The organism is Streptomyces sp. GL_140 (assembly GCF_057834465.1).
In genome coordinates, this window is sequence record NZ_CM174404.1 from 6,886,966 (window position 1) to 6,907,368 (window position 20,403).

Below are 20,403 nucleotides of genomic sequence, written 5' to 3' on the forward strand. Positions count from 1 at the left end.
CGCTACCTCATCCTGGAACGTTCGTCACCACACGGAGGGGGAAACGATGAACGCCTTACGCCGTCATGCCGCAGATCCGGATGTCCTGACCAGGACCACGGGGCTGGTGAACTTCCTGCAGGAGATGGTGCGCAGCAGCCATCAGCGCCAGCGAGATGACCGTAGCCGTGGGAAGGACCGGCTGTGGCTGTCAGATCTGCCCGCCCAAATCCGTAAGCCCGGTGTCCGTGACGACGGCGTGCTCCTACAGCTCAAGCACGTTCCGCAGGAGCCGCCGCCGGATCTCCCGGAACTCCTGGAAGGCTGGATCGACCCGCTGGCGTGCTTGGACCCCGACGCAGAAGACCCGCCGCTGGCCGACGAAGGGCCGGCCCACAGCAGGCTGCCGGTCCCGGCGGGAACACTCCGGGATGACGAGCCTGCAGTTATAGCCCGGGATGAGGCGGCCGAGGTCCTGCGCGCATACGGACCGTGGCTGAGCCGCTGGCGGGCGTGGGCGCAGAAGGAACGACGTGAGCAGCCACTGCGCGCCTTGTACGACATGGTCTACGCCTGGCATCAGAGGCTCGCGCTGGAGGACGACCGGGTCGAGTTGGTCTTGGCGGTGGGCCTGCTGACGTGGGACAAGCCGGGGCCGGACGCGGTACACCGGCATCTGCTTGTCCAGCGCGTGGAGACCTCAGTGCACCGCGGGACCGCCGAGGTGACGGTGCGGCTGTCGGCGGAAGGGGCGATGCGCCTGGAAGATCAGGACCTCCTGGACTCCGGAGACGGCTGGGTCCGGGAGCAGTCCGCGGTCCTGGGCGATGACATCGCCGCCAGTGCTGTGCACCCACTGGACCCGGATGCGCTCGAGTTGCTGTCTAAGTGGCAAGACCGCGCATACCAGCACCGGATCGCCTTCAGCGCCCGATGGCAGCCGCCGGGGTCGCCCGAGCCCGTGTCGCGGCTGACGTACGCACCCGCCTTGGTGATGCGGCCTCGGAACTTGAACGCCCTGCTGCGCCTGTACGGGAAGATCGCGGAGACCATCGCAGCGGAGGAGTACGCGCCCCTCGGCCTGGCCCAGATGGTCTTGGACGGTCTGAGCGCCGAGGAGCGCGCGGCCTGGGACGGCCATGGCCTGCGGCAGGCTCCGCTCTTTCAGGGTGATCCGCTCTTTCCAGGCAAGACGAATGAGCAGCAGCGCAGGGTGCTGCGCCGTCTGCAGAGGGACACCGGTGTGGTCGTGCAGGGCCCGCCGGGCACGGGTAAGACGCACACGATCGCCAACCTGGTGTCGGCTCTGCTCGCAGAGGGTCAGCGGGTCCTGGTCACCAGCGCCCGTGACCAGCCGCTCGCCGTACTGCGCGACAAACTTCCCAAGCCAGTCAGGGACCTGTGCGTGTTGCTGCTGAGTTCCACCCGCAGCAACAACGGCACCAGCGAACTGGAACGGACCGTGACAGCGCTGACCAAGCAAGTGGCCAGCACCGATGTCGAGACCCTGCAGGCGGAGATCACCCACTTGACCAGACGGCGCCTGGACATCCAGGGCCGCATCGGCACCCTCACCGACCAGCTGTTGTCGGTACGAGAGCAGGAGTACCGCCACCAAGGGGTGGCACCCGGCTACACCGGCACACTGGCCGAGATCGTGCAGCGAGTCCAGGACCACAAGCCGTCACTGAGTTGGATCGGCGCCCTGGCCGACAATGTGCCCGAAGAGTCGCCGCTGTCGGCTCAGCTGGCCCAGGAACTGCTGGTGCTGCTGCGAGAAGGCGCGGGTGAACCCCGTACCGGCGGTGTACTGCCCCCCGTCGAGGAGCTGCCGGCCTCTGACCTGGTGGATGCGACCTTCGCCGCGAGCCGCGTGACATCGCAAGGCCTGGACGAACAGACCTTGCAGTTACGCGACGTTCTTGCCGGGCTGGACCCCTCGCTGACCGATGACATCGCAGGTCATCTGGACAGCGCGGCGACTGCGCTGCACTACCTCGGTCTTCCCGCGGACCCGTCCCGCTGGGAGGAAGACTGGTGGGAGAGCCAGGCACTCACCGAGCGCTTGGCACACCCTCAGACGCTGCTGTGGAAGCGAGTCGAGGACACCGCTGAATACATCACCCAGGCGCGCAACGCACTCGACTCGGTCGGGGTGCGGCGCGTGCACCTGCCCGACGGTCTCGATGTACAGACAGCTGGAAGCATGGCTAGTTCCGGGCAGGACCTCCTCAAGTATCTGCAGGTCAAGGGTCAGCCACATGTGCGAGAGCGGTTCATGTCGCTCGCCTCACGTGAGCAGAAGAACGCCAATGCCCTTCTGACTCTGTGCACCATCGACGGTCAGAGTCCGCGCACCGTTGATGACTTGAAGCACGTCCTGGCGTACCTGCGGGCCCACATTGCCCTGGACGTCGTTGCGGTGCGTTGGAAGCAGGTGAAGGCATCTCTACCCGAAGGAGACCTCGAAGTTCTCCTTGCGGAACTAGACCATCGTCAGAAGCAGTTGGAGCACATTTCCTGCTTTGCGCAGGCGAGGGAAAGCATCGACCGGATCCTCGTCGGCCAGGGGGTCAGGCTCGCTCTGGCCACGCGATCCGCCTGGCAGGTCCTCACGTACGCGGCAGGCGCCCTTGCCCACAGGCGTGCTGCTGACAAAGCGCTTGCCCAGCTCACCTCCTGGGACCAGTACCTGAGTGCTACCGAGGACGGACAACAGCCAGCCCCAGAGGCACGTGCCCTGTCGGCTGCGCTTCGCGAACAGGACTCAGCCGGCTACATCACAGCCCTCGACGCCCTGTACGCCGCACATCAACGCGATGCACGCCGGAGCCGCTGCCGACACCTACTCGACCGGATTCGCACCGCCCACCCCGTGCTCGCCGCCAGCCTGCTGGAAGAAGCCCATGACCCGCAGTGGGATGAACAACTGGCCCAGATCGAGCGTGCATGGGCATGGGCCAGAGCCGCGCAGTTCGTCGCTATTCGCCGCACGCCCGGCTTGGAACAGAGGCTGGACACGGAACTCGGTCAGCAGGAGAACCTGCTGGAGGAGGTGACCGGTGAACTTGCCGCGACCTGGGGCCGGCTGCACTGCCTGAAGAACATGACCTCCGAACAGCGGTCGGCCCTGCAGATGTACCAAACTCACATGTCCAGCCTAGGTCGTGGTTCGGGCCGCAGCGCCGACCGACTGCGTGCTGCCGCCAAGGAACGCATGCGGGTAGCCCAGGGCGCCGTACCCGCCTGGGTCATGCCCATCGCGGACGTCGCCGAAATGGTGCAGACCAGACACAACAGCTTCGACGTCGTCATCGTCGACGAAGCAAGTCAGGCCAGCATGGACGCCCTCTTCCTGCTGTGGCTCGCGCCGCGCGTCATCGTCGTCGGTGACGACAAGCAGTGCTCACCACCATCCACGGGGTTCGGCCGTCACCAGGCCATCCGCGACAAACTCGCCGCCTATCTCCACGACATGCCCTCCGGCGTCCGTGAGCTGTACATGCCGCACACCAACCTCTACGGCCTACTCAGCTCGTTCTTCCCCGAAGTCATCCGCCTGGATGAACACTTCCGCTGCGTCCCGGAGATCATCAACTGGTCGTCGGCCAACTTCTACGACCACTCTCTTCTGCCGCTCCGCCAGTACGGGGGCGAACGGTTGGACCCCCTACGTGTCACCTACGTCGAGGACGGGGCTACGGTCGGCCGCGAGGTTCGCATCCACAACCCGAGGGAAGCCGAAGCCATCGTCGACACCCTTGAGCGCATGACCGAGGATGCGGCCTACCGTGACAAGACGATCGGTGTGATCGTCCTGCAAGGCCACGGCCAGACCAAATTCATCCAGGCCTTGATCGAGCAGCGCATCGCCCCTGCTGTCCGCCAACGCCATCGCATCCAGGTAGGCAACGCCGCTTCGTTCCAGGGCGATGAGCGCCACGTCATCCTGCTGTCCATGGTGGTCACCGACCCACCGAAGATCGCAGGCGGCGCCCGTAGCGAACAGCAGGCGTACAACGTGGCCGCCAGCCGCGCCCAGGACCAGATGTGGCTGTTCCATTCAGTGCCGGTGGACCGCCTCAAGCCCAACGACATGCGCCTGAACCTGATCACCTACATGCACAACCCGCCGGCTGCCCTCTCCTCCGTGCATGACATCGGCTTCGTATCACCCGATGTCGTGCAGGCACCGTTCCAGTCGATGTTCGAGCAAGAGGTTTATCTGCGACTTAAGAACCGCGGTTACCACGTCCTGCCGCAGTATCCAGCCGGCACCAAGAAGATCGACCTCGTCGTCGTCGGTGCACGCGGACGTCTTGCCGTGGAGTGCGACGGCGCCTACTTCCACGACACCACCCGCGAGCAGATCGAACGCGACCACCAGCGCGACCGAGAACTACGCAGAGTGGGCTGGGAGTTCTACCGCATCCCCGAGAGCGAGTTCCGCTTCGACCCGGACGAGTCGCTCACTGGGCTGTGGTCCGAACTGAAGCGCCTGGACATCCAACCTGCCGAATACACGCTCCCAACAACAGCGCCCGAAGAATCGCCCGCCTGGAGCCCCCTCGACCTATCCGGCCCCGATCGCGAGGAGGAGGACGAGGCACCCAACGGCGACGAAGCCTATGACGCCGACTACGGCGAACAGCTTGCCGTTTCCGGCGGCACCTCATCGCGGGGCGTCCAGACCAGCAACCCCACAGACCTAAGCGACTTCTCCGGCTACGGCGGGGACGACGACCCAGAGGAACTGGAGCAGAGCGCATGACCCATGCACCGGAGAACGGCACCCGCACCCTGGACACCAACACCATCAAGGAGCTGGCGCGCATCATCTGCGGCGACGACCACCTCTACTACCGCGGTACGCGCGACCTCACTCGCTTCTTCGAGAATGCCGGCTGGCTCAACGTCCTCGACTTCGACGGTGAGTCCCGCAGCGAGTGGACCCTGGACCGACTCACCGAACGCCGCGCCGACAGTGTGGCCATCGACCAGGTCCTGCTGCGCCTCGCCGATGCCCGTGAGTACTACGAGGAACCCCACCAACTGGCCAAGGTTCTCCAGGCGGTCAACATTTTCCTCGTCCACGAAGGCCTGCGTCTGGAAAACCCCGGTGGACGTCCCCGTCTGGTCGCCTGCGACCCCGCACTCGGACACCCCGGGGAGCAGGCCCCCGTCGAGCTGAAGGCCACCATGGCCGATGTCATCGCCGATGAGCGTATGGCGCAACTCCTGCAGCACCGCCTCGACGAAGCCCGCACGTGCTTCGCCAACGGAGCCCACATCGCCGCGGTCATCATGCTCGGCTCCCTGCTCGAAGGCGTTCTCCTTACAGTCATTCAGGAGCGCGACGCTTCGCTGCTGACCCGACGGGACCTCAAACGCATCGGCCTGGGGGAGCTGATCGACATCTGCACGCAGGCGCGATGGATCGACGCGGACACCACGAGCTACAGCCACACCTTGCGTGACTACCGCAACTTCGTCCACCCTCACCGTGAGTATCGCGAGGAGCACAAACCTGACCGCGACACCCTCAACGTCTCCTGGTGGGTCGTCAACGGGGCTCTCAACGACCTCGCGGCCACACACCCCCACTAGGTTTCGCCTGTCCGGCTGGGAGCTGGCCTAGTACAGGTGGGCCGTCCGCCGGAAGCCGTTGGCATCGTGCACGGTTGAGCGAGTGCGTCAAGTGGAGGCCGTCACAGTCGGATTGATGCTGCCGACTCCGTCCGAGATCGCGAAAATCTTATAAAAATGGCCCCCCGCTTGCGGTAGGGTCTCCGTAACTCAGCTGCCGCCTACCGGAGGTCTTCTTGCCATTCTCCCTGTCAACGTCCCCTGCGGAGTCCGATGATGTACGGGCTCAACTTGGTGGAATGGGGACCAGGTTGGAGTACCTGCATGAAGTGCTACGTGCGGGCGAAGCGGCACGGCGAACCGCAGTCCCCAATGACCCAACGGGGACCGGGGGCGGCGAGCCTATGAGGCGCACGTGCGCACCGTCCGGGAGCTGCATATCGAGCACGAAGGGTGGGCGCGACTCGTGCACGGCCGGCTGGAGCTGGTTTGCAACGCCGACCGGTCGATAGCGGTGGGCGTCATGGTCGGCGATGCGGCCACCGGTCAGGCGAGCCTGTTTCCGAAGAACGGGCGTCGCCGGGGCGCAGCCACCGGGCAGGTCACTCGCGCCAACGAGGGCGAGGGAGCGGCGCACGTCCAGACCGCTCTGTTCGTGGCTGGTGCGGGGCCTGGGGGTGTGTCGCTCAGCGAAGAGGAAGGCTGTGCGCTGAAGACGTGGTTTCTGTTGTCGTACCGCACGCAGGTCGGAGACGCGGTGCGTATCGACTGCGAGCTGTCGCGGCCTAAGAGGTTCGTGGATGGATTTGTGGTCGAATGGGGAAGTCGGATTCCGCTTCCCGCACTCGCGATGGACGGAATCGAACCCTTGAACGATGATGGGTCTGGGGAGATCGACATCCCTGTCGATTTCCGCTGAGTCCGTTGGTGGGGGCGGCGGAGTCCACCGCCCCCACCAAGTACCACCGATAGCTGAGGCAGCTCCCACATGGTGACCCCGTCCCGTATCGCCCTAGCACGCAAGCGCAGGGGGTTGACCCTGGCCGAGCTGTCGGACCGGGCAGGGGTCTCGATGCAAAGCCTGTCGAACTACGAGACGGGACGAACCGCTCCGCGCGCTGGCACCCTGAACAAGCTGGCCTCTGCCCTGGACTTCCCCGCCGCCTTCTTCCAGGGTCCGGCGCTAGAGGAACTGCCTGCCGACGGGATTTCGTGGCGGGCGCGCAGTAAGACCTCGCCACGGGTGCTGGATGCCGCCCGTGCGGCAGGAACGCTCGGTGCGACGCTCTACGACTGGATCGCCGAAAGCTTCCGCCTTCCAGTTGTGGACGTGCCATCCCTGGGCAAGCCGGACCCGGAAACGGCCGCCGGAATGGTCCGCACCCGCTGGGAGCTGGGCGAGGCGCCGGCTCCGAATATGGTGCACCTTCTGGAGGCCCATGGGGTGCGAGTGTTTTCCCTGGACCCCGACCACGCTGAGGTCGACGCGTTCGCGGTGTGGCGTGCCGGCGTGCCCTTCGTGTTCCTCAACACCCTCAAGTCGGCCGAACGCGGCCGCTTCGACGCCGCGCACGAACTCGGGCACCTAGTGATGCACGGCAGCGAGCATGCCTGCTCGGGGCCCGATGCCGAACGGCAGGCAAACGCCTTCGCATCCGCGTTCCTCATGCCCAGGGCGAGCGTTCTGGGCCACATGCCGTCGGGCGCCCATGTCGACCAGATTATTCGCGGCAAGCGGATCTGGAAGGTTTCCGCGATGGCTCTGACGTACCGCATGCACGATCTTGGCCTGCTTACGGATTGGCAGTACAGGTCAACATGCGCGGAACTGAGTCGGTTGGGATTCCGTTCTGCTGAACCCGAGGGCATGGGGCAGCGGGAGACGTCACAGGTGCTGACCAAGGTCTTTGCGGCACTGCGAACGAAGGGCGTCCGGCCTTCTGCAGTCGCGGCGGAAGTGGGGTTGACCGGCGAGGAGATGAACAGACTTCTGTTCGGTCTCACCCTTACAACCGTTGCTGGCGGTGGACAGCAGACCGCTTCCACTCCCAAGCGGCATCTGTCCACCGTAGGCTCGCCGACTTCCGGGTCTGCTGGTTCAACGACGGCCCCGGCTCGTGTGTCCTCTCCACGTTCCGGCCTACACGGCGCTCCGCTTCGTGGGTGAAGGAGCGCGATCCGGTAGGCGCCATCGAATGCTCCTTGACGCCATGTGCGGCTGGGTATCTGTGCTCGTTGAGGGTGCCGCGGGCTGCTCAACTTGAAGATTTAGGGATCTCGATTGAGTCAAGAGAGCTCCCTCCTTGCGTGAAGGCCTGCTTCCGGGCCTGGTCCGCTTTGGATGTCCTCCAGCGCCTGGAGGAGGCACCGAACTGACATCGGATCCGGCTGGTATCCGGCGGGGCAGGCGATTCATCGCTGGAGGCATGTGTCACTGCTCGCCTCTAAGCTCGCGAGGCAGGGCAAGGGGGGAAGGGAGTGCGCGACCGCATGCTGACAGCCGACGTACCGCTCGGTCCGTTCGAAGGCACCAAGATCACCATCTACTCGGCGAAGGGAAAGAACGCCAGACTGCATGTCCGGAGGGAATGCGGCCTGCTCCGCACGGCCAACGTGACCACGACTGAGGTCCCGTTGAACGCGGACGTGGTGGGCAGATTCTGCTCGGGTTGCGCGGACTGGGGGCCAAGGGCGCGGCCGACGTCCGGGCTGGGCATCTTCATGGGGGCGCTCAGCGGCTTGGGATTGCTTCACCAGCTGCAGTCCTATGTGGAGCCGGACGAGGACGTGTACTGGACTCAGGAGGAGGTGCGGGCCGCAGCCGAGCTCCTGCGCACGAAGCGGGATGTTGAAGACGACGAGGACGACGACGAGCGGTGGGAAGCCCGTAGGGAGGCCAACCAACTGCAGGAGGAGGTTTTGTCTCGTTGGCGTCATGCCGCGGGGAGCCTTGACCGAGCACAGGCAATCATCGCTGACTTCCCTTGGCTGATGGATTGGGCGCGGCCGAAGCTGTTGGCGAAGGAGGACTACCTGGAGACTGTTCGGGCACAGGCGGCCCTCTTCGTGGAACCGGCCGGTCTCGTCGTAGCCGCCGCAGCTGCTGTACTGGAGACACCCCCGCTGCCGGCCGACGATCCTGCTTTCGCGGTTCTCGGCAGCGGCATGCAGGTTTCCGCCGGCCTGAGTGCGCTATGGCGCAGGTGGCAGCGTGATGCCGAAGACGGCTGGGAGGGCGCGGTCTCCCGGGCCTTCAGGCGTTACGACCTCGTGGAGGGCATCAGGTCCAATAAGAAGGGGCGGGCGGAAGCCCTAGAGGGGGCCGCCCGTCTGATCCAGTCCTGGGAGGACGAGGCCGGAGCTGCTGCCGCGATGACGGATGAGACAGCGATGGTGTGGGTCACGGCGCGCTTGCCGGAGGAGGCGGAGGAGGTCGCGTGCGGGGACGTACGTGGTGTCCTTGACGGCCTGGATCGGTGGACTCTCGGAGTGGTGGTGGCCTGGACGGTAACCGCAGACTGGAGCCAGCGCACCATGACGCTGAAGGTTCCCTCCCTCGTCGCCGACAGGCTCCTTGCATCCGCGAGCCCCCTCGCCTGCGTGAGCGGGGCCGAAGCTGCGCTGCTCGAGGCTGCTCCCCAAGGAGGCTCCGTGATTCCCGGTGTCTTCGACGACACCGCTGTCTTCGACCGCCAGCCTGTTTCCCCTGCTCATCTGCGAGCGCTGCGGAACTTCTCTTACGCCGCAGACCAGCTGTACATCGTCTTCTCGACGAGTGGGGGAGCGGAGGTCCTGCCCCTCCAGGCTATCGAGAAGCGCGTCGAGCAGGGCTGGCTCGGCGTCATCGTCGCCGGAGCGTCGGACCTTCCCGAAAGCGTGATCAACCCGTGGATCAGGGAGGTCCATCCCAGCCCTGAGATCGACGAGAGCCTCAGCGCGGACCACGACAACACAGGGCATACTGACCGCCTCGGAGTCGACCTGGGTCTTGCAGCCGGGGCTCAGGCAGCTGTCCGGTGGACGCACGGAGAGCGGGCGAAAGAGCGCAACCTGCGTCTGCTCGCCATCGCACGTGGCGTCCACGACCTGCGCAGCCTCGACATCGGACGTTCCGGCGCGCTGTCGGTCACATTCTGGGAGGGACTGCTCACGCTCGGCCCACTGCGTTTGGCGCCGTTCCGAGCGCCCGGCCCCGACCGCTGGCGCGGCGGTAGCAGCCTGCCGCTGGGCGTTCTGCGAAGGGTGCAGATCTACGCAACGAACGCGGATCCTGCCTTCGAAGGAAAGGGACATTCACCCTTCTGCCGACACACACGGGACCGAGGTCTGGCGCATGACGACGACCTCCTGAGCGTCTCCGAGCTCCTCGCCCGCGACGACTGGGACTGGTGCAGTAAGTGCGGCGGCTACTCGGTGCGCCGACTGACCGACACCCAACTCTCCTATTACCACGCTGCCCACCAACTCCACGACATCGCCGGCCAGCTCGACGGCGGGCATACCTACCGCGCTCCTGTCGAACCAGAGGCTCTGATCAAGCAGCTGGACGAGCTCGCGCAATGGGAGCCCGGCAGCCACGAGAGCTGGAGCTGGGACGACTCGCGGCGTTGGCGTGAGGTCGTTCGCGACTTGCGGCGCCGAGCCGAACAGAAGCGGGACCACACTGCTTCCTGAGCCGCGCACTCCCTGGCGGCCCGTTCACTACAGGCGGGCGGCCCCCAGGGCCCCGGTGGCCTCCATTGGGGCCCAGTTGGGGATCGGCGCACGCTTCGATGGGTGCACGGAGGGCACGAAGGCGTGGGCTCGAATCCTGCCGTCGTGTCCTCCGCGGCTCATTGAGACTCTCGCAACGCTCAACGCGAGCGCTTTTGAGGGTTCTTAGAGTCCTCAAGCTGTTCATGGCCTACCCCGGGGTCTTCTACAGCGACGACGGGCAGATCCTGCGCGCGATGCAGCGGGCGTCCGGCAACGGCGGGCTGATCATGATGCACGCCGAGAACGGCATCGCGATCGACGTCCTCGTCGAACAGGCCCTGGCCCGCGGGGAGACCGACCCCCGCCACCACGGCGAGGTCCGCAAGGTGCTCCTCGAAGCCGAGGCCACCCACCGCGCCATCCAGCTCGCGAGGGTGGCCGGGTCCCCCCTCTACGTCGTCCACGTCTCGGCGGAGGAGGCCGTAGCCGAGCTGGCGGCGGCCCGCGACAAGGGGCTGCCGGTCTTCGGCGAGACCTGTCCGCAGTACCTGTTCCTGTCCACGGACAACCTGGCCGAGCCGGACTTCCAGGGCGCCAAGTACGTCTGCTCCACTCCGCTGCGGCCGCGCGAGCACCAGGCGGCGCTGTGGCGGGGCCTGCGCACGAACGACCTCCAGGTGGTCTCCACCGACCACTGTCCCTTCTGTTTCCGGGGCCAGAAGGAGCTCGGCCGCGGGGACTTCTCCAAAATCCCCAACGGGCTGCCGGGGGTGGAGAACCGTATGGACCTCCTCCACCAGGCGGTCCTGGACGGGCACATCAGCCGTCGCCGCTGGATCGAGATCGCCTGCGCGACCCCGGCCCGGATGTTCGGCCTCTACCCGCAGAAGGGCACCATCGCGCCGGGCTCGGACGCCGACATCGTCCTCTACGATCCGCACGCCGAGCAGACCATCTCCGCCGAGACGCACCACATGAACGTGGACTACTCGGCGTACGAGGGCAAGCGGATCACCGGACGCGTCGACACGGTCCTCTCGCGCGGCGAACTCGTCATCGACCGGCGCGAATTCACCGGCCGCGCCGGCCACGGGGCCTTCATCCACCGCTCCACCTGTCAGTACCTGTAAGCCGCAAGCCCGCACGCAGAAGCAAGGAGCCATGCATGGACTTCGGCCTCGTCCTGCAAACCGACCCGCCGGCCTCCCAGGTCGTGAGCCTCATGAAGCGCGGCGAGCGCAACGGGTTCCGCTACGGCTGGACCTTCGACTCGGCGGTCCTGTGGCAGGAACCGTTCGTCATCTACAGCCAGATCCTGGCCAACACCCAGAAGCTCCACGTCGGACCCATGGTGACGAACCCCGGCACCCGCACCTGGGAGGTCACCGCCTCCACCTTCGCCACCCTCAACGACATGTACGGCAACCGCACCGTCTGCGGGATCGGCCGCGGCGACTCGGCGATGCGGGTCGCCGGCCGGGCGCCGAACACCCTGGCCCGCCTCGGCGAGTCCATGGACGTCATCCGCGACCTCGCCGAAGGCCGCGAGGCGATGGTCGACGGCAACCCGATCCGCATCCCCTGGATCAAGGACGGGAAGCTGCCCGTCTGGATGGCGGCGTACGGACCGAAGGCGCTGGCCCTGGCCGGGCAGAAGGCGGACGGGTTCATCCTCCAGCTCGCGGACCCCTTCCTGACGGAGTGGATGGTCAAGGCGGTCCGGCAGGCCGCGGTCGAGGCCGGCCGGGACCCGGATTCGATCACCATCTGCGTGGCCGCCCCGGCGTACGTCGGCGACGATCTGGCGCACGCCCGCGACCAGTGCCGTTGGTTCGGCGGGATGGTCGGCAACCACGTCGCCGATCTGGTCTCCCGCTACGGCGAGCACTCGGGGATGGTGCCGGAGGAACTGACCGCGTACATCAAGGACCGGCACGGCTACGACTACAGCCACCACGGCCGGACTGGGAACACCTCCACCGACTTCGTCCCGGACGAGATCGTCGAACGCTTCTGCCTGCTGGGCCCGGCGGAGGCCCACATCGAGAAGCTCCGGGCCCTACGCGATCTGGGCGTCGACCAGTTCGCCGTGTACGCCATGCACGACGCGAGGGAAGCGACGATCGACGCGTACGGCTCCGACATCATTCCGTCCTTCGACTGACCACTCCGGGCGAGGACCCACGGAGCGATACCCACCTGAAACACAGCCGCGCGGTGCTCGAAGCGGTGCCCTGACCATTCGGAAGGGCGTCGGTCCGAGGCTGTGGAGGTACCCGATTCCCGGTGTACGTGATGCCGGGAGGCCGTTGCCGTGCAGAGCACTTCGAACCGCGCCGAGCCCACCACCGCCGGGGGCGGGCCCGGCGCCGCGCCACGGGACGCCGTACGGGCTCGCGGGCGCGGTGCCGCCACGGGCCGACGCGGCCGGCTGATCGCCGCCGCCGCTCTGTTCGGGGCCCTGGTCATGGCGCTGCACGACCGGGTCCCGAACGGGTTCGGCAACCTCGGCAGCCTGCTCCAGACGTTCCTGCCCTGGGCCGGACTGGGCGTCCCCGTGCTGCTCGTACTGGCGGCCGTACGACGCTCACGGCTCGCGGCCGTCGCCGTCCTCGCGCCCGCGGTCGTCTGGGGCGCCCTCTTCGGCGGCACGCTCACCGACAAGCGCTCCACCGGCGGGGACCTCACCGTGGTCAGCCACAACGTCGACGAGGAGAACCCCGATCCCGCGGGCACCGCGCGGGCCCTCGCCGCGTCGGGCGCGGACGTGCTCGCGCTGGAGGAGCTGTCCCGCAAGGCGACGCCCGTCTACGAGCGCGAGCTGGCGGCCCGCTACCCGTACCACTCGGTGGACCTCGGCGTCGGACTGTGGAGCAAGTACCCGCTGCACGGCGTGGAGCCGGTGCCGATCATGCCCTGGACGCGCGCGGTGCGGGCCACGGTCGACACCCCCAGCGGGCCCGTCGCCGTGTTCGCCGCCCACCTCGCGTCGGTGCGGGTGACCCCGTGGGCCGGTTTCACCACCGAGTGCCGCAACGAGGCGGCCGGAAATCTGGCCGAGGCCGTACGGGCCGAGCCGCTGCCCCGGGTCGTCGTGATGGGCGACTTCAACGGGACGACCGAGGACTCGGCCCTGGGGCCGGTGACCGAACCGCTCCGCTCGGCGCAGCGGGAAGCCGGGGCCGGCTTCGGGTTCACCTGGCCCGCCTCCCTCCCGTTGGTCCGCATCGACCAGATCCTGGTGAAGGGCGTGACCCCGGTCTCCTCGTGGAATCTGCCGGCCACCGGCAGCGACCACCTACCCGTCGCGGCCTCCCTGAAGCTGTGACCGCACCGCACGGTCCACCCACTGACTACGATGGCCGGAGCATATGTCCGTTTATGAGCAAGTAGGTGGCGTGCCGGAACCCAGGGTCCCCGACCCCGTCAGCGTCCTCGTCGTCGAGGACGACGCCACCATCCGCCGCGCCGTCCAGCTGTCCCTGGAGCGCTACGGCTACCAGGTCTCCGTGGCCGCGGACGGTCTCGACGGCCTGGAAGCCTTCCGGGCCGGTGCGCACGACCTGCTGATCCTGGACGTGATGCTGCCCGAGCTCGACGGCATCGGGCTGTGCCGACGGATCCGCGAGGAGAGCCTGGTCCCGGTCCTGATGATGTCCGCGCGCGGTGACGCCCTCGACGTGGTCGCCGGACTGGAGGCGGGCGCCGACGACTACGTCGTCAAACCCGTCGACACCGCAGTCCTCGTCGCCCGCATCCGTACGCTGCTGCGCCGCGCGACGTTCCGGCGGCCCGAGCCGGAGACGGGTTCGACGGAGCCCACCGAGTCGTCGGCCGGCTCCCCGGACGCCGGCACGGCCCCCGGGCTCCTGGTCTTCGGCGACCTGACCGTGAACACCCTCGGCCTGGAGGTGCACCGGGGCGGCCGGCCCGTCCCGCTGACCCCCACCGAACTGCGCCTGCTGCTGGAGTTCGCCGCGGCTCCCGGCGCCGTGCTGGACCGCCGCCGGCTGCTGCGCGACGTCTGGGACTACGGCTGGGAAGGCGACACCCGGGTCGTGGACCTGTGCGTCCTGCGGCTGCGCAAGAAGATCGGCGCCGACCGGATCGAGACCGTACGCGGCTTCGGCTACAAACTCGTCCGCGACTGAGGAGCCGGTCGGGACATGGCATTCCTCAACCCGCGCGCCCTGCGCTGGAAGATCGCCGCCCTGACCGCGGCCGCCTGCTGCGCGGTGGCCGCGGTGATCGGCGTACTCGTCCACCAGGCGATGGCGGAGCGCAGCGACCGGACCGGACTCGAACGCGTCGGCGCGCGGTTGGAGGCCGCCGAGCGCGAGTACACCCGTACGGGCAGCGCGCCGCTCGACGTCCAGGTCCTCACGCCGCAGCAGCTGGACCCGCCGCTCGCGCGGGCACTGGCCGCCAAGGACACGAACGCCTCCTATGCGACTTGGTACGACCGTAAACCCCCCAACTGGTACTGGCTGTGGGCGGCCATGCCCGTCGCGGGCGACCGGGTGCTCGTCGCGCGGACGGACATGAGCGCCGAGGTGCGCGGCCTGCAGCTCCTGGACCGCAGCATCGTCAAGGCCGTGCTCGCCGCCCTCCTGGTCGTCGTACCGCTCACCGCCCTGGCCACCGAGCCGATGAACCGCAGGCTGCGCCGGGGCTCCCGTACCGCCCAGGCCATCGCCGACGGCGACCTCGACGCCCGGATCGGCCCCGGCGGCCGGGCCCGGGACGAGATCACCGAGATGTCGGCGGCCGTGGACGAGATGGCCGCCGCCCTGCAGCGCAAACTGGAGGGCGAACGGCGATTCACGGCGGACGTCGCCCACGAACTGCGCACCCCGCTGATGGGCCTGTCCACCGCCGCCGGACTGCTCCCGGAGGACGACGAGGCCGCCGGACTCGTACGCGACCGGGCCCGGGCCCTGAACGGGCTGGTCGAGGACCTGCTGGAAATCTCCCGGCTCGACGCCGGGGCCGAACGGGCCCGGACCGACGCGGTGCCGCTCGGCGAGCTGGTCACCGACGTCGTGCGCCGGACCGGGACACCGACCCTCGTCACGGCCGGGGACGCCCAGGTGGTGGAGACCGACCCGCGCCGGGTGGAACGGATCGTGGTCAACCTCGTGACCAACGCGCACCGGCACGGAGCCGCCCCCGTCGAGGTGACCGTCGCGGGCGCGCGGATCACCGTACGGGACCACGGGCCGGGGTTTCCCGCCACGCTGCTCGACGAGGGCCCGCAGCGCTTCCGCACGGGAACCCCCGAGCGGGGGCGCGGGCACGGCCTCGGGCTGACCATCGCGCAGGGGCAGGCACGCGTCCTCGGAGCCCGGCTGACCTTCGCGAACGCTCCGGACGGGGGCGCGGTCGCCACCTTGGACCTGGCTCCCGGCCCAGCCTGAATCGTCAGGCCGGGCAGAGCGTCTTCGGCAGCCCCGGGGGCAGTACGGCGCGCTCGTCCTGGGTCAGGTCGCGGCCGAGGACGCCGCACAGATGGCGCTTCCAGAGCCCGGGGTCGAGTCTCAGCACATCCATGGGGCCGCCGTCCGAGGGGGCGCGCAGTACGGTCGTCCCGCCGTCCGTGCCGTCGAGGAAGCCCTGCTTGCCGCTGAGGTCGTAGGTGTCGTTGTGGGTGGGGTCCTCGCCCCGCAGGAAGAGGACGGAGTTCCCGTTGGCCAGGTAGAACCCGGAGCCCTTCAGGACACCCGCCGTCCACCGGCCGGAATCCAGCGGCCCGAGCGGTCCCTGGATCCGGTGCGGGCGCTGCCCGGACCGCACGGACCACAGTTCCACCATGGAACCCCTGGTCAGCACCAGGGCGTAGCGCCCCTCCGGGTGCAGGGCGACGGTGACGAGATCCTTGCGGCCCAGGTCGATCCGCAGGTCCTCGTCCTCCTTGCCGGTCTCCAGGTCGAAGGCGTGCACGATCGGATCGCCCTCCAGGGTGACCTGCACGTGTCCCGGCCGGGGGTGTCTGCTGACGAAGAATTCCGGCATGTCCTTCGCGTCGCCGGCGAGATCGCGCACGTCGAACGCCGGCGAGAGGCGCTGCCCGGTCTCGGCGTTCCAGTGCTCGACCACCGTGCCCGAGTCGGTCACCAGTTCGCTGTCGTTGAGGAACACGAAGCTCACCAGCTTCTTCTTCCCCCCGTCCTTCGAGGCGGGCGGCGGCGCGGCCGTCTTGAACTCCGTCACCTTGTGCAGGTCCGGAAGGGCCCGGACCACGATGCGGTTCTCGTCGGCCACGTCGGCCACCAGAGTCTCGGCGCGGTTGACCTCCAGGGTCTGGTGCGCGTCAGGAGGGATCGAAGCGTCGGATTTCACCTCGGCGAGGGTCCTTCCCGGAGGGGCCGTCTCCGCGACCCTCAGCCGGTCGCCGTTCCTGCCCACCCGGACCACCATCCTGTCGCCGTGATCGAGCAGCTGCGGAGTGCTGTAGGCGGTCGTTCCGTCCGTCTCCGACAGGCGCAGTCCGCTCACCGAGGTGCTGCCCCGCGACACCACGACGGGTTCGTCCGGGCTCCCCAGCAGGGGCAGGCCGCCGGCCTTGACGCGGGTGGGCCCGTCGAAGAGCTTCGTCTCCTTCCCCGGGCGGGTGTCCAGCAGCGCCCAATCGCCCTGGACGTGGACCGCGACGTGCTCGCCCGTGTCGTCGAGGGCGGGCTGCTCGCAGCTGGTGTAGCTCCCCGCGGGCGTGAACCGGCTCAGTTCCCGCCCGTCCGCGACGCCGACGGCCAGGTAGACCGCCTTGGTCTCGTCGCCCTCCTTCTTCTGCCGGCAGACGCCCAGCACGCTGCCATTGCCCGATACGGCGGCGTTGTCCGAGTAGGCGGACCGGGCCAGCTCACGGACCGCGCCGGTACGGAGGTCGACCGAGACCATCGCGGTGTCCAGACTTCCCGCCCCGTCCTCGCTCCGCGCGCCGATGACCGTGTTCCCGTCCGGGCCGAACCACACCTGTTGGAGATCGGGTATCCGGTCCGGCAACTGCCGAAGCTGTCCCGTCCTCAGGTCCCACAGCCGCAGCCGCTTGTCGAGCGCCACCGCGGCGATCAGGTCACCACCGGGGGAGAAGGCCATGATGCGGTGGTCGCCCATGAGCGCCCCGAGGGTGACCTCCTTCAGCTCGCCGCCGCGCAGGGTCTGCTCCGGCCCGAGGACCTCGGACGCCGTGGGGTCCACGTCGCGCCAGACCACGGCATCGCTCTGACTCTGCACGTAGGCGATCCTGCGCCCGTCCCTGCTGACCGCCGGGGCGTAGACGTTCGAGGGAAGGCCGAGCGGCTTGCGCAGGACCCTGCCCGCCGCCGTCCTGAGGAACAGCGTCGCGCGGCCCTGCTCCGAAGTCGCCAGCGTCACGCGGCCGTCCGAGCTCATTGCTGATGCCTCGATGCCTCCCTCGGCTCCGGACAGCACGAATGCCGTGTCCCTCAGCCCGTCCCAGCGGCGGAGCAGCGCGCTGCGCGCCTCCTGGGTCGGCGAGACCTCGTAGGCCGCGATGGCCGACAGGGCCGCGAGACCCGGATCGGTCTCGCTCGTCCCGTCGGACAGGGTGGCCAGTGTGCGCGAGCGCCCTTCCGCCAGCCGCTTCTCGCTGACGCCCGACTGGTAGACGAGGAATGTCCCGAGCCCCGCGATCAGCGTGAGCACCAGGGCCGAGGCGGTCCAGGCGGCGCGCATCCGGGCGCGCAGCCGCTTGCTGTGGCGCTGCGCCCGACTCAGGAACTCCCGTTCAGTGTCGGTCAGTTCGTTTTCACGGCCGTGGAGCCAGCCCCGGACGACCAGCAGTTGCAGTGTCCCCGGCAGGAGCCGGTTGGGTCTTCCGTCGCGCTCCCAGCGGTCGCGGTCGTGGCCCAGCTCCGCCCGGCCCGCCAGGAACTCGGCGTCCGCCTTCACCTGTTGCCGCAGCGTGGGCCAGGTGGTGATGAGGGACTCGTGGGCCAGTTCGGCGGTCTCCGCTTCGCCCTCGCCGCCGTGCAGGACCAGCAGCCTGCGCTCGGCCAGCGACTGCGCGATCCGCCACCGCTCCTCGCCGGCCTCCTGCCGTGACAGCCTGCGCCGCAGCGGCAGGGTTCCCCCGGGCAGCATCCGCACCAGGCCGGTCAGGAGCGCCAGCGCCTCCCTCTCCACGGCCTCCCGGCCGCCGACACAGGCCTTCCAGGCGGCTTCGGAATGGGATTCGAGCGCGCCGGACACACCGCGCATGGCCTCGTACTCCGCGGTCAGCAGGCGGCCACCGGCCTGGCGCTCCCACAGCTGCCGCAGGACGAACCCGAGCAGGGGGAGGATGCCGGGATCGCCGCCCGTGTCGTCCAGGATCCGCTGGGCGAGCCCCGGATCGTACGTCACGGCCGGGAGCAGCTCCAGGGGTCTGGTGATCGCCGCCCGGAGCTGCTCCCGGGACATCGGGGTGAGCGGCAGCGCCGTGCCGTCGCGCAGCGCGGGCCCCAGGCGCGGGTGCCTCAGTACGGCGTCCATGAAGTCGGCGCGCAGCACGACCAGGACGCGCAGCCCGCTCGTCGGCGGCCGCGAGAACAGCAGGTCGGCACACTCGTCCATCTTGGTTTCGGCGTCGTCCCCCAGGAGGGCTTCGGCCTGGTCGAGTACGACGACCAGCTTGCCGCCGGCCTTGCCGCGGACCCGGTGGAAGGTGTCGGCGAGGCCGATGGACGTGAGCCAGCGCTCCACGTCGTCGGGGTCGGACCGGGTCGCCCGGGACAGTTCGGTGGCGAGCGCGGCGCGCGGCGACGAGATCTGCCCGGCGTTCAGCGTCAGGACCTCGTACCCGCCCCGGCGCATGCGCGGCACCACGCCCGCCAGCGCCAGGGACGACTTGCCGCAGCCCGAGGGTCCGTACACGGTGACGACCCGCCGGTCGCCGTTCAGAGCCGTGACGACCTTCCCGATGTCCTCGGACCGTCCGAAGTAGGCGTCGGCGTCCGTCTCCTGGAAGGCCTCCAGGCCGGGGAAGGGCGAGGGCGGGCGCACCACCCGGGCGAGCTCGGGGATCTCCCGCACGATCGCCCGGGTGCGCAGCACGTAGCCCTGCTGGGCGTCCTGTTCGGGCTGGGCCGCCACCATCAGGCCCACCACCGCGCCCAGTTCGTCGTCCCACACCGGAGTGCCGCTGAAGCCCCGCCTGATGTGCGCCGACATTCCGTCGGCCCGGGACAGCTGGAGCCAGCCCTCGCTCGTGGCCCCGCTGAGCCGGCCCCGGAACCAGGTCTCGCCGGGTTCGCCGCCCGTGAACCCCACCGCGAGCGCCCCGTGCTCCAGGACGCTCTCGGGGTCGGCCATGAGCAGCGGGTGCGCGCCGGGGACCGCTTCCCGCAGCCGCAGCAGGGCGATGTCCCCCGCGCGGTTGGCGTGGATGGGCACCCAGCGTTCGACCACGGCGGGCCACTGGCGGGGTTCGGCGCCGTCGGTCCGGTCGTCGGCGAGCGGGAGGTCCACCGTGATCCCGGACCCGGCCGGATCCTCGTCCCGGGGTCGCTCCAGCGCGTCCGAGACCACATGGGCGCAGGTCAGCACCAGGTCCGGGGCCACCAGGAAGCCCGCGCCCCCCACCATCCCGTCCGCACCCTTGACACGGACGACCGCCGCGGCCAGCGCCGCGTCAGGACTCCGTGCCCCCGTCCACACTTCCCCCGTCACTGTGTGCTCCCCCGTCCTGCCGGTCTCGCCGAGCCGGATCGCCCTGCGAGTTTTCCCCGGTGGCATTGCGGGCGTCACTGCGATTCCAGGTCAAACTGACGGAGAAATTGGCCACCGTGGCGGTGCTGGCGATGACTACGCCGGCTTCGGCCGACAGGGACACCCCGAACTCCAGCGTGATCTCGTCCGGCGCGTGGACGAGCCCCCGGAACCTCCCCACGAAGCTGTCCGCCACGGGGCGTACGGTGTCCAGCATCTCGTCGAGCGACTGCTCGGCCCGCGCTATGGACCGGCCGCCGCGGCCCACCCGGATGAGACTCTCGTCCACCTCGTGGATCTGCACGCGGACGAAATCCTCGCCGCCCTCGCCCACGGGCACCTCGACCGTGCGTACTTGACGGTCACTCATGAGATCCTCCAGCGCTCGAAATTCTCCGACCGGCAGCAGGCTAGACGAGGCCGCGGCGGACCGTG

At 68.7% G+C, this 20,403-nt stretch carries 11 protein-coding genes and 1 pseudogene; 10 read left to right on the forward strand and 2 right to left on the reverse strand.

The features are described from left to right. The first annotated feature begins 46 nt into the window (after positions 1-46). From AC3IYJ_RS32165 to AC3IYJ_RS32210, 10 genes and pseudogenes are all read left to right on the forward strand, one after another. The gene (locus tag AC3IYJ_RS32165) at positions 47-4,750 is read left to right on the forward strand and encodes an AAA domain-containing protein (protein ID WP_489398018.1); all 4,704 of its coding nucleotides are present in this window, start codon (positions 47-49) and stop codon (positions 4,748-4,750) included. After that, a complete protein-coding gene (locus AC3IYJ_RS32170) occupies positions 4,747-5,586 on the forward strand; it encodes a hypothetical protein (protein ID WP_489398019.1) in 840 nt (279 codons plus the stop codon). Before AC3IYJ_RS32165 ends, AC3IYJ_RS32170 begins: the two co-directional genes overlap by 4 nt. Before the next feature lie 394 nt (positions 5,587-5,980). Then, the gene (locus AC3IYJ_RS32175; protein WP_489398020.1) at positions 5,981-6,484 is read left to right on the forward strand and encodes a hypothetical protein; all 504 of its coding nucleotides are present in this window, start codon (positions 5,981-5,983) and stop codon (positions 6,482-6,484) included. A 69-nt stretch (positions 6,485-6,553) separates the two neighbouring features. Then, on the forward strand, positions 6,554-7,732 hold the full coding sequence (locus AC3IYJ_RS32180) for a helix-turn-helix domain-containing protein (protein WP_489398021.1): 1,179 nt from the start codon (positions 6,554-6,556) through the stop codon (positions 7,730-7,732). A gap of 323 nt (positions 7,733-8,055) precedes the next feature. Then, positions 8,056-10,239 carry a hypothetical protein gene (locus tag AC3IYJ_RS32185; RefSeq protein ID WP_489398022.1) on the forward strand — a complete coding sequence of 728 codons (2,184 nt, stop codon included), beginning with the start codon at positions 8,056-8,058 and terminating at the stop codon, positions 10,237-10,239. A gap of 215 nt (positions 10,240-10,454) precedes the next feature. Next, positions 10,455-11,390, forward strand: a pseudogene (locus AC3IYJ_RS32190) (amidohydrolase family protein); the annotation flags it as partial. A 35-nt stretch (positions 11,391-11,425) separates the two neighbouring features. Then, positions 11,426-12,424, forward strand: a complete 999-nt coding sequence (locus tag AC3IYJ_RS32195) for a TIGR03842 family LLM class F420-dependent oxidoreductase (protein ID WP_489398023.1) — start codon at positions 11,426-11,428, stop codon at positions 12,422-12,424. Positions 12,425-12,691: 267 nt separating this feature from the next. After that, entirely contained in the window at positions 12,692-13,588 is an 897-nt protein-coding gene (locus AC3IYJ_RS32200) for an endonuclease/exonuclease/phosphatase family protein (protein ID WP_489402995.1), read from the forward strand. A 43-nt stretch (positions 13,589-13,631) separates the two neighbouring features. Beyond that, positions 13,632-14,411 (forward strand): two-component system response regulator CseB, encoded by a 780-nt coding sequence (gene cseB, locus AC3IYJ_RS32205; RefSeq protein WP_489398024.1) that lies wholly within the window; start codon positions 13,632-13,634, stop codon positions 14,409-14,411. A gap of 15 nt (positions 14,412-14,426) precedes the next feature. Further along, positions 14,427-15,677 (forward strand): sensor histidine kinase, encoded by a 1,251-nt coding sequence (locus AC3IYJ_RS32210; protein ID WP_489398025.1) that lies wholly within the window; start codon positions 14,427-14,429, stop codon positions 15,675-15,677. A 4-nt stretch (positions 15,678-15,681) separates the two neighbouring features. On the opposite strand, the gene AC3IYJ_RS32215 is transcribed toward AC3IYJ_RS32210, so the two are convergent. Both AC3IYJ_RS32215 and AC3IYJ_RS32220 read right to left on the reverse strand, forming a co-directional pair. Continuing rightward, positions 15,682-19,929: an nSTAND1 domain-containing NTPase gene (locus AC3IYJ_RS32215; protein WP_489398026.1), complete on the reverse strand. Its 4,248-nt coding sequence runs from the start codon at positions 19,927-19,929 to the stop codon at positions 15,682-15,684. Next, complete coding sequence (locus AC3IYJ_RS32220; protein ID WP_489398027.1) at positions 19,892-20,338, reverse strand: CU044_2847 family protein; 447 nt, start codon at positions 20,336-20,338, stop codon at positions 19,892-19,894. The genes AC3IYJ_RS32215 and AC3IYJ_RS32220 overlap by 38 nt, the downstream gene beginning before the upstream one ends. Between the last annotated feature and the right edge of the window lie 65 nt (positions 20,339-20,403).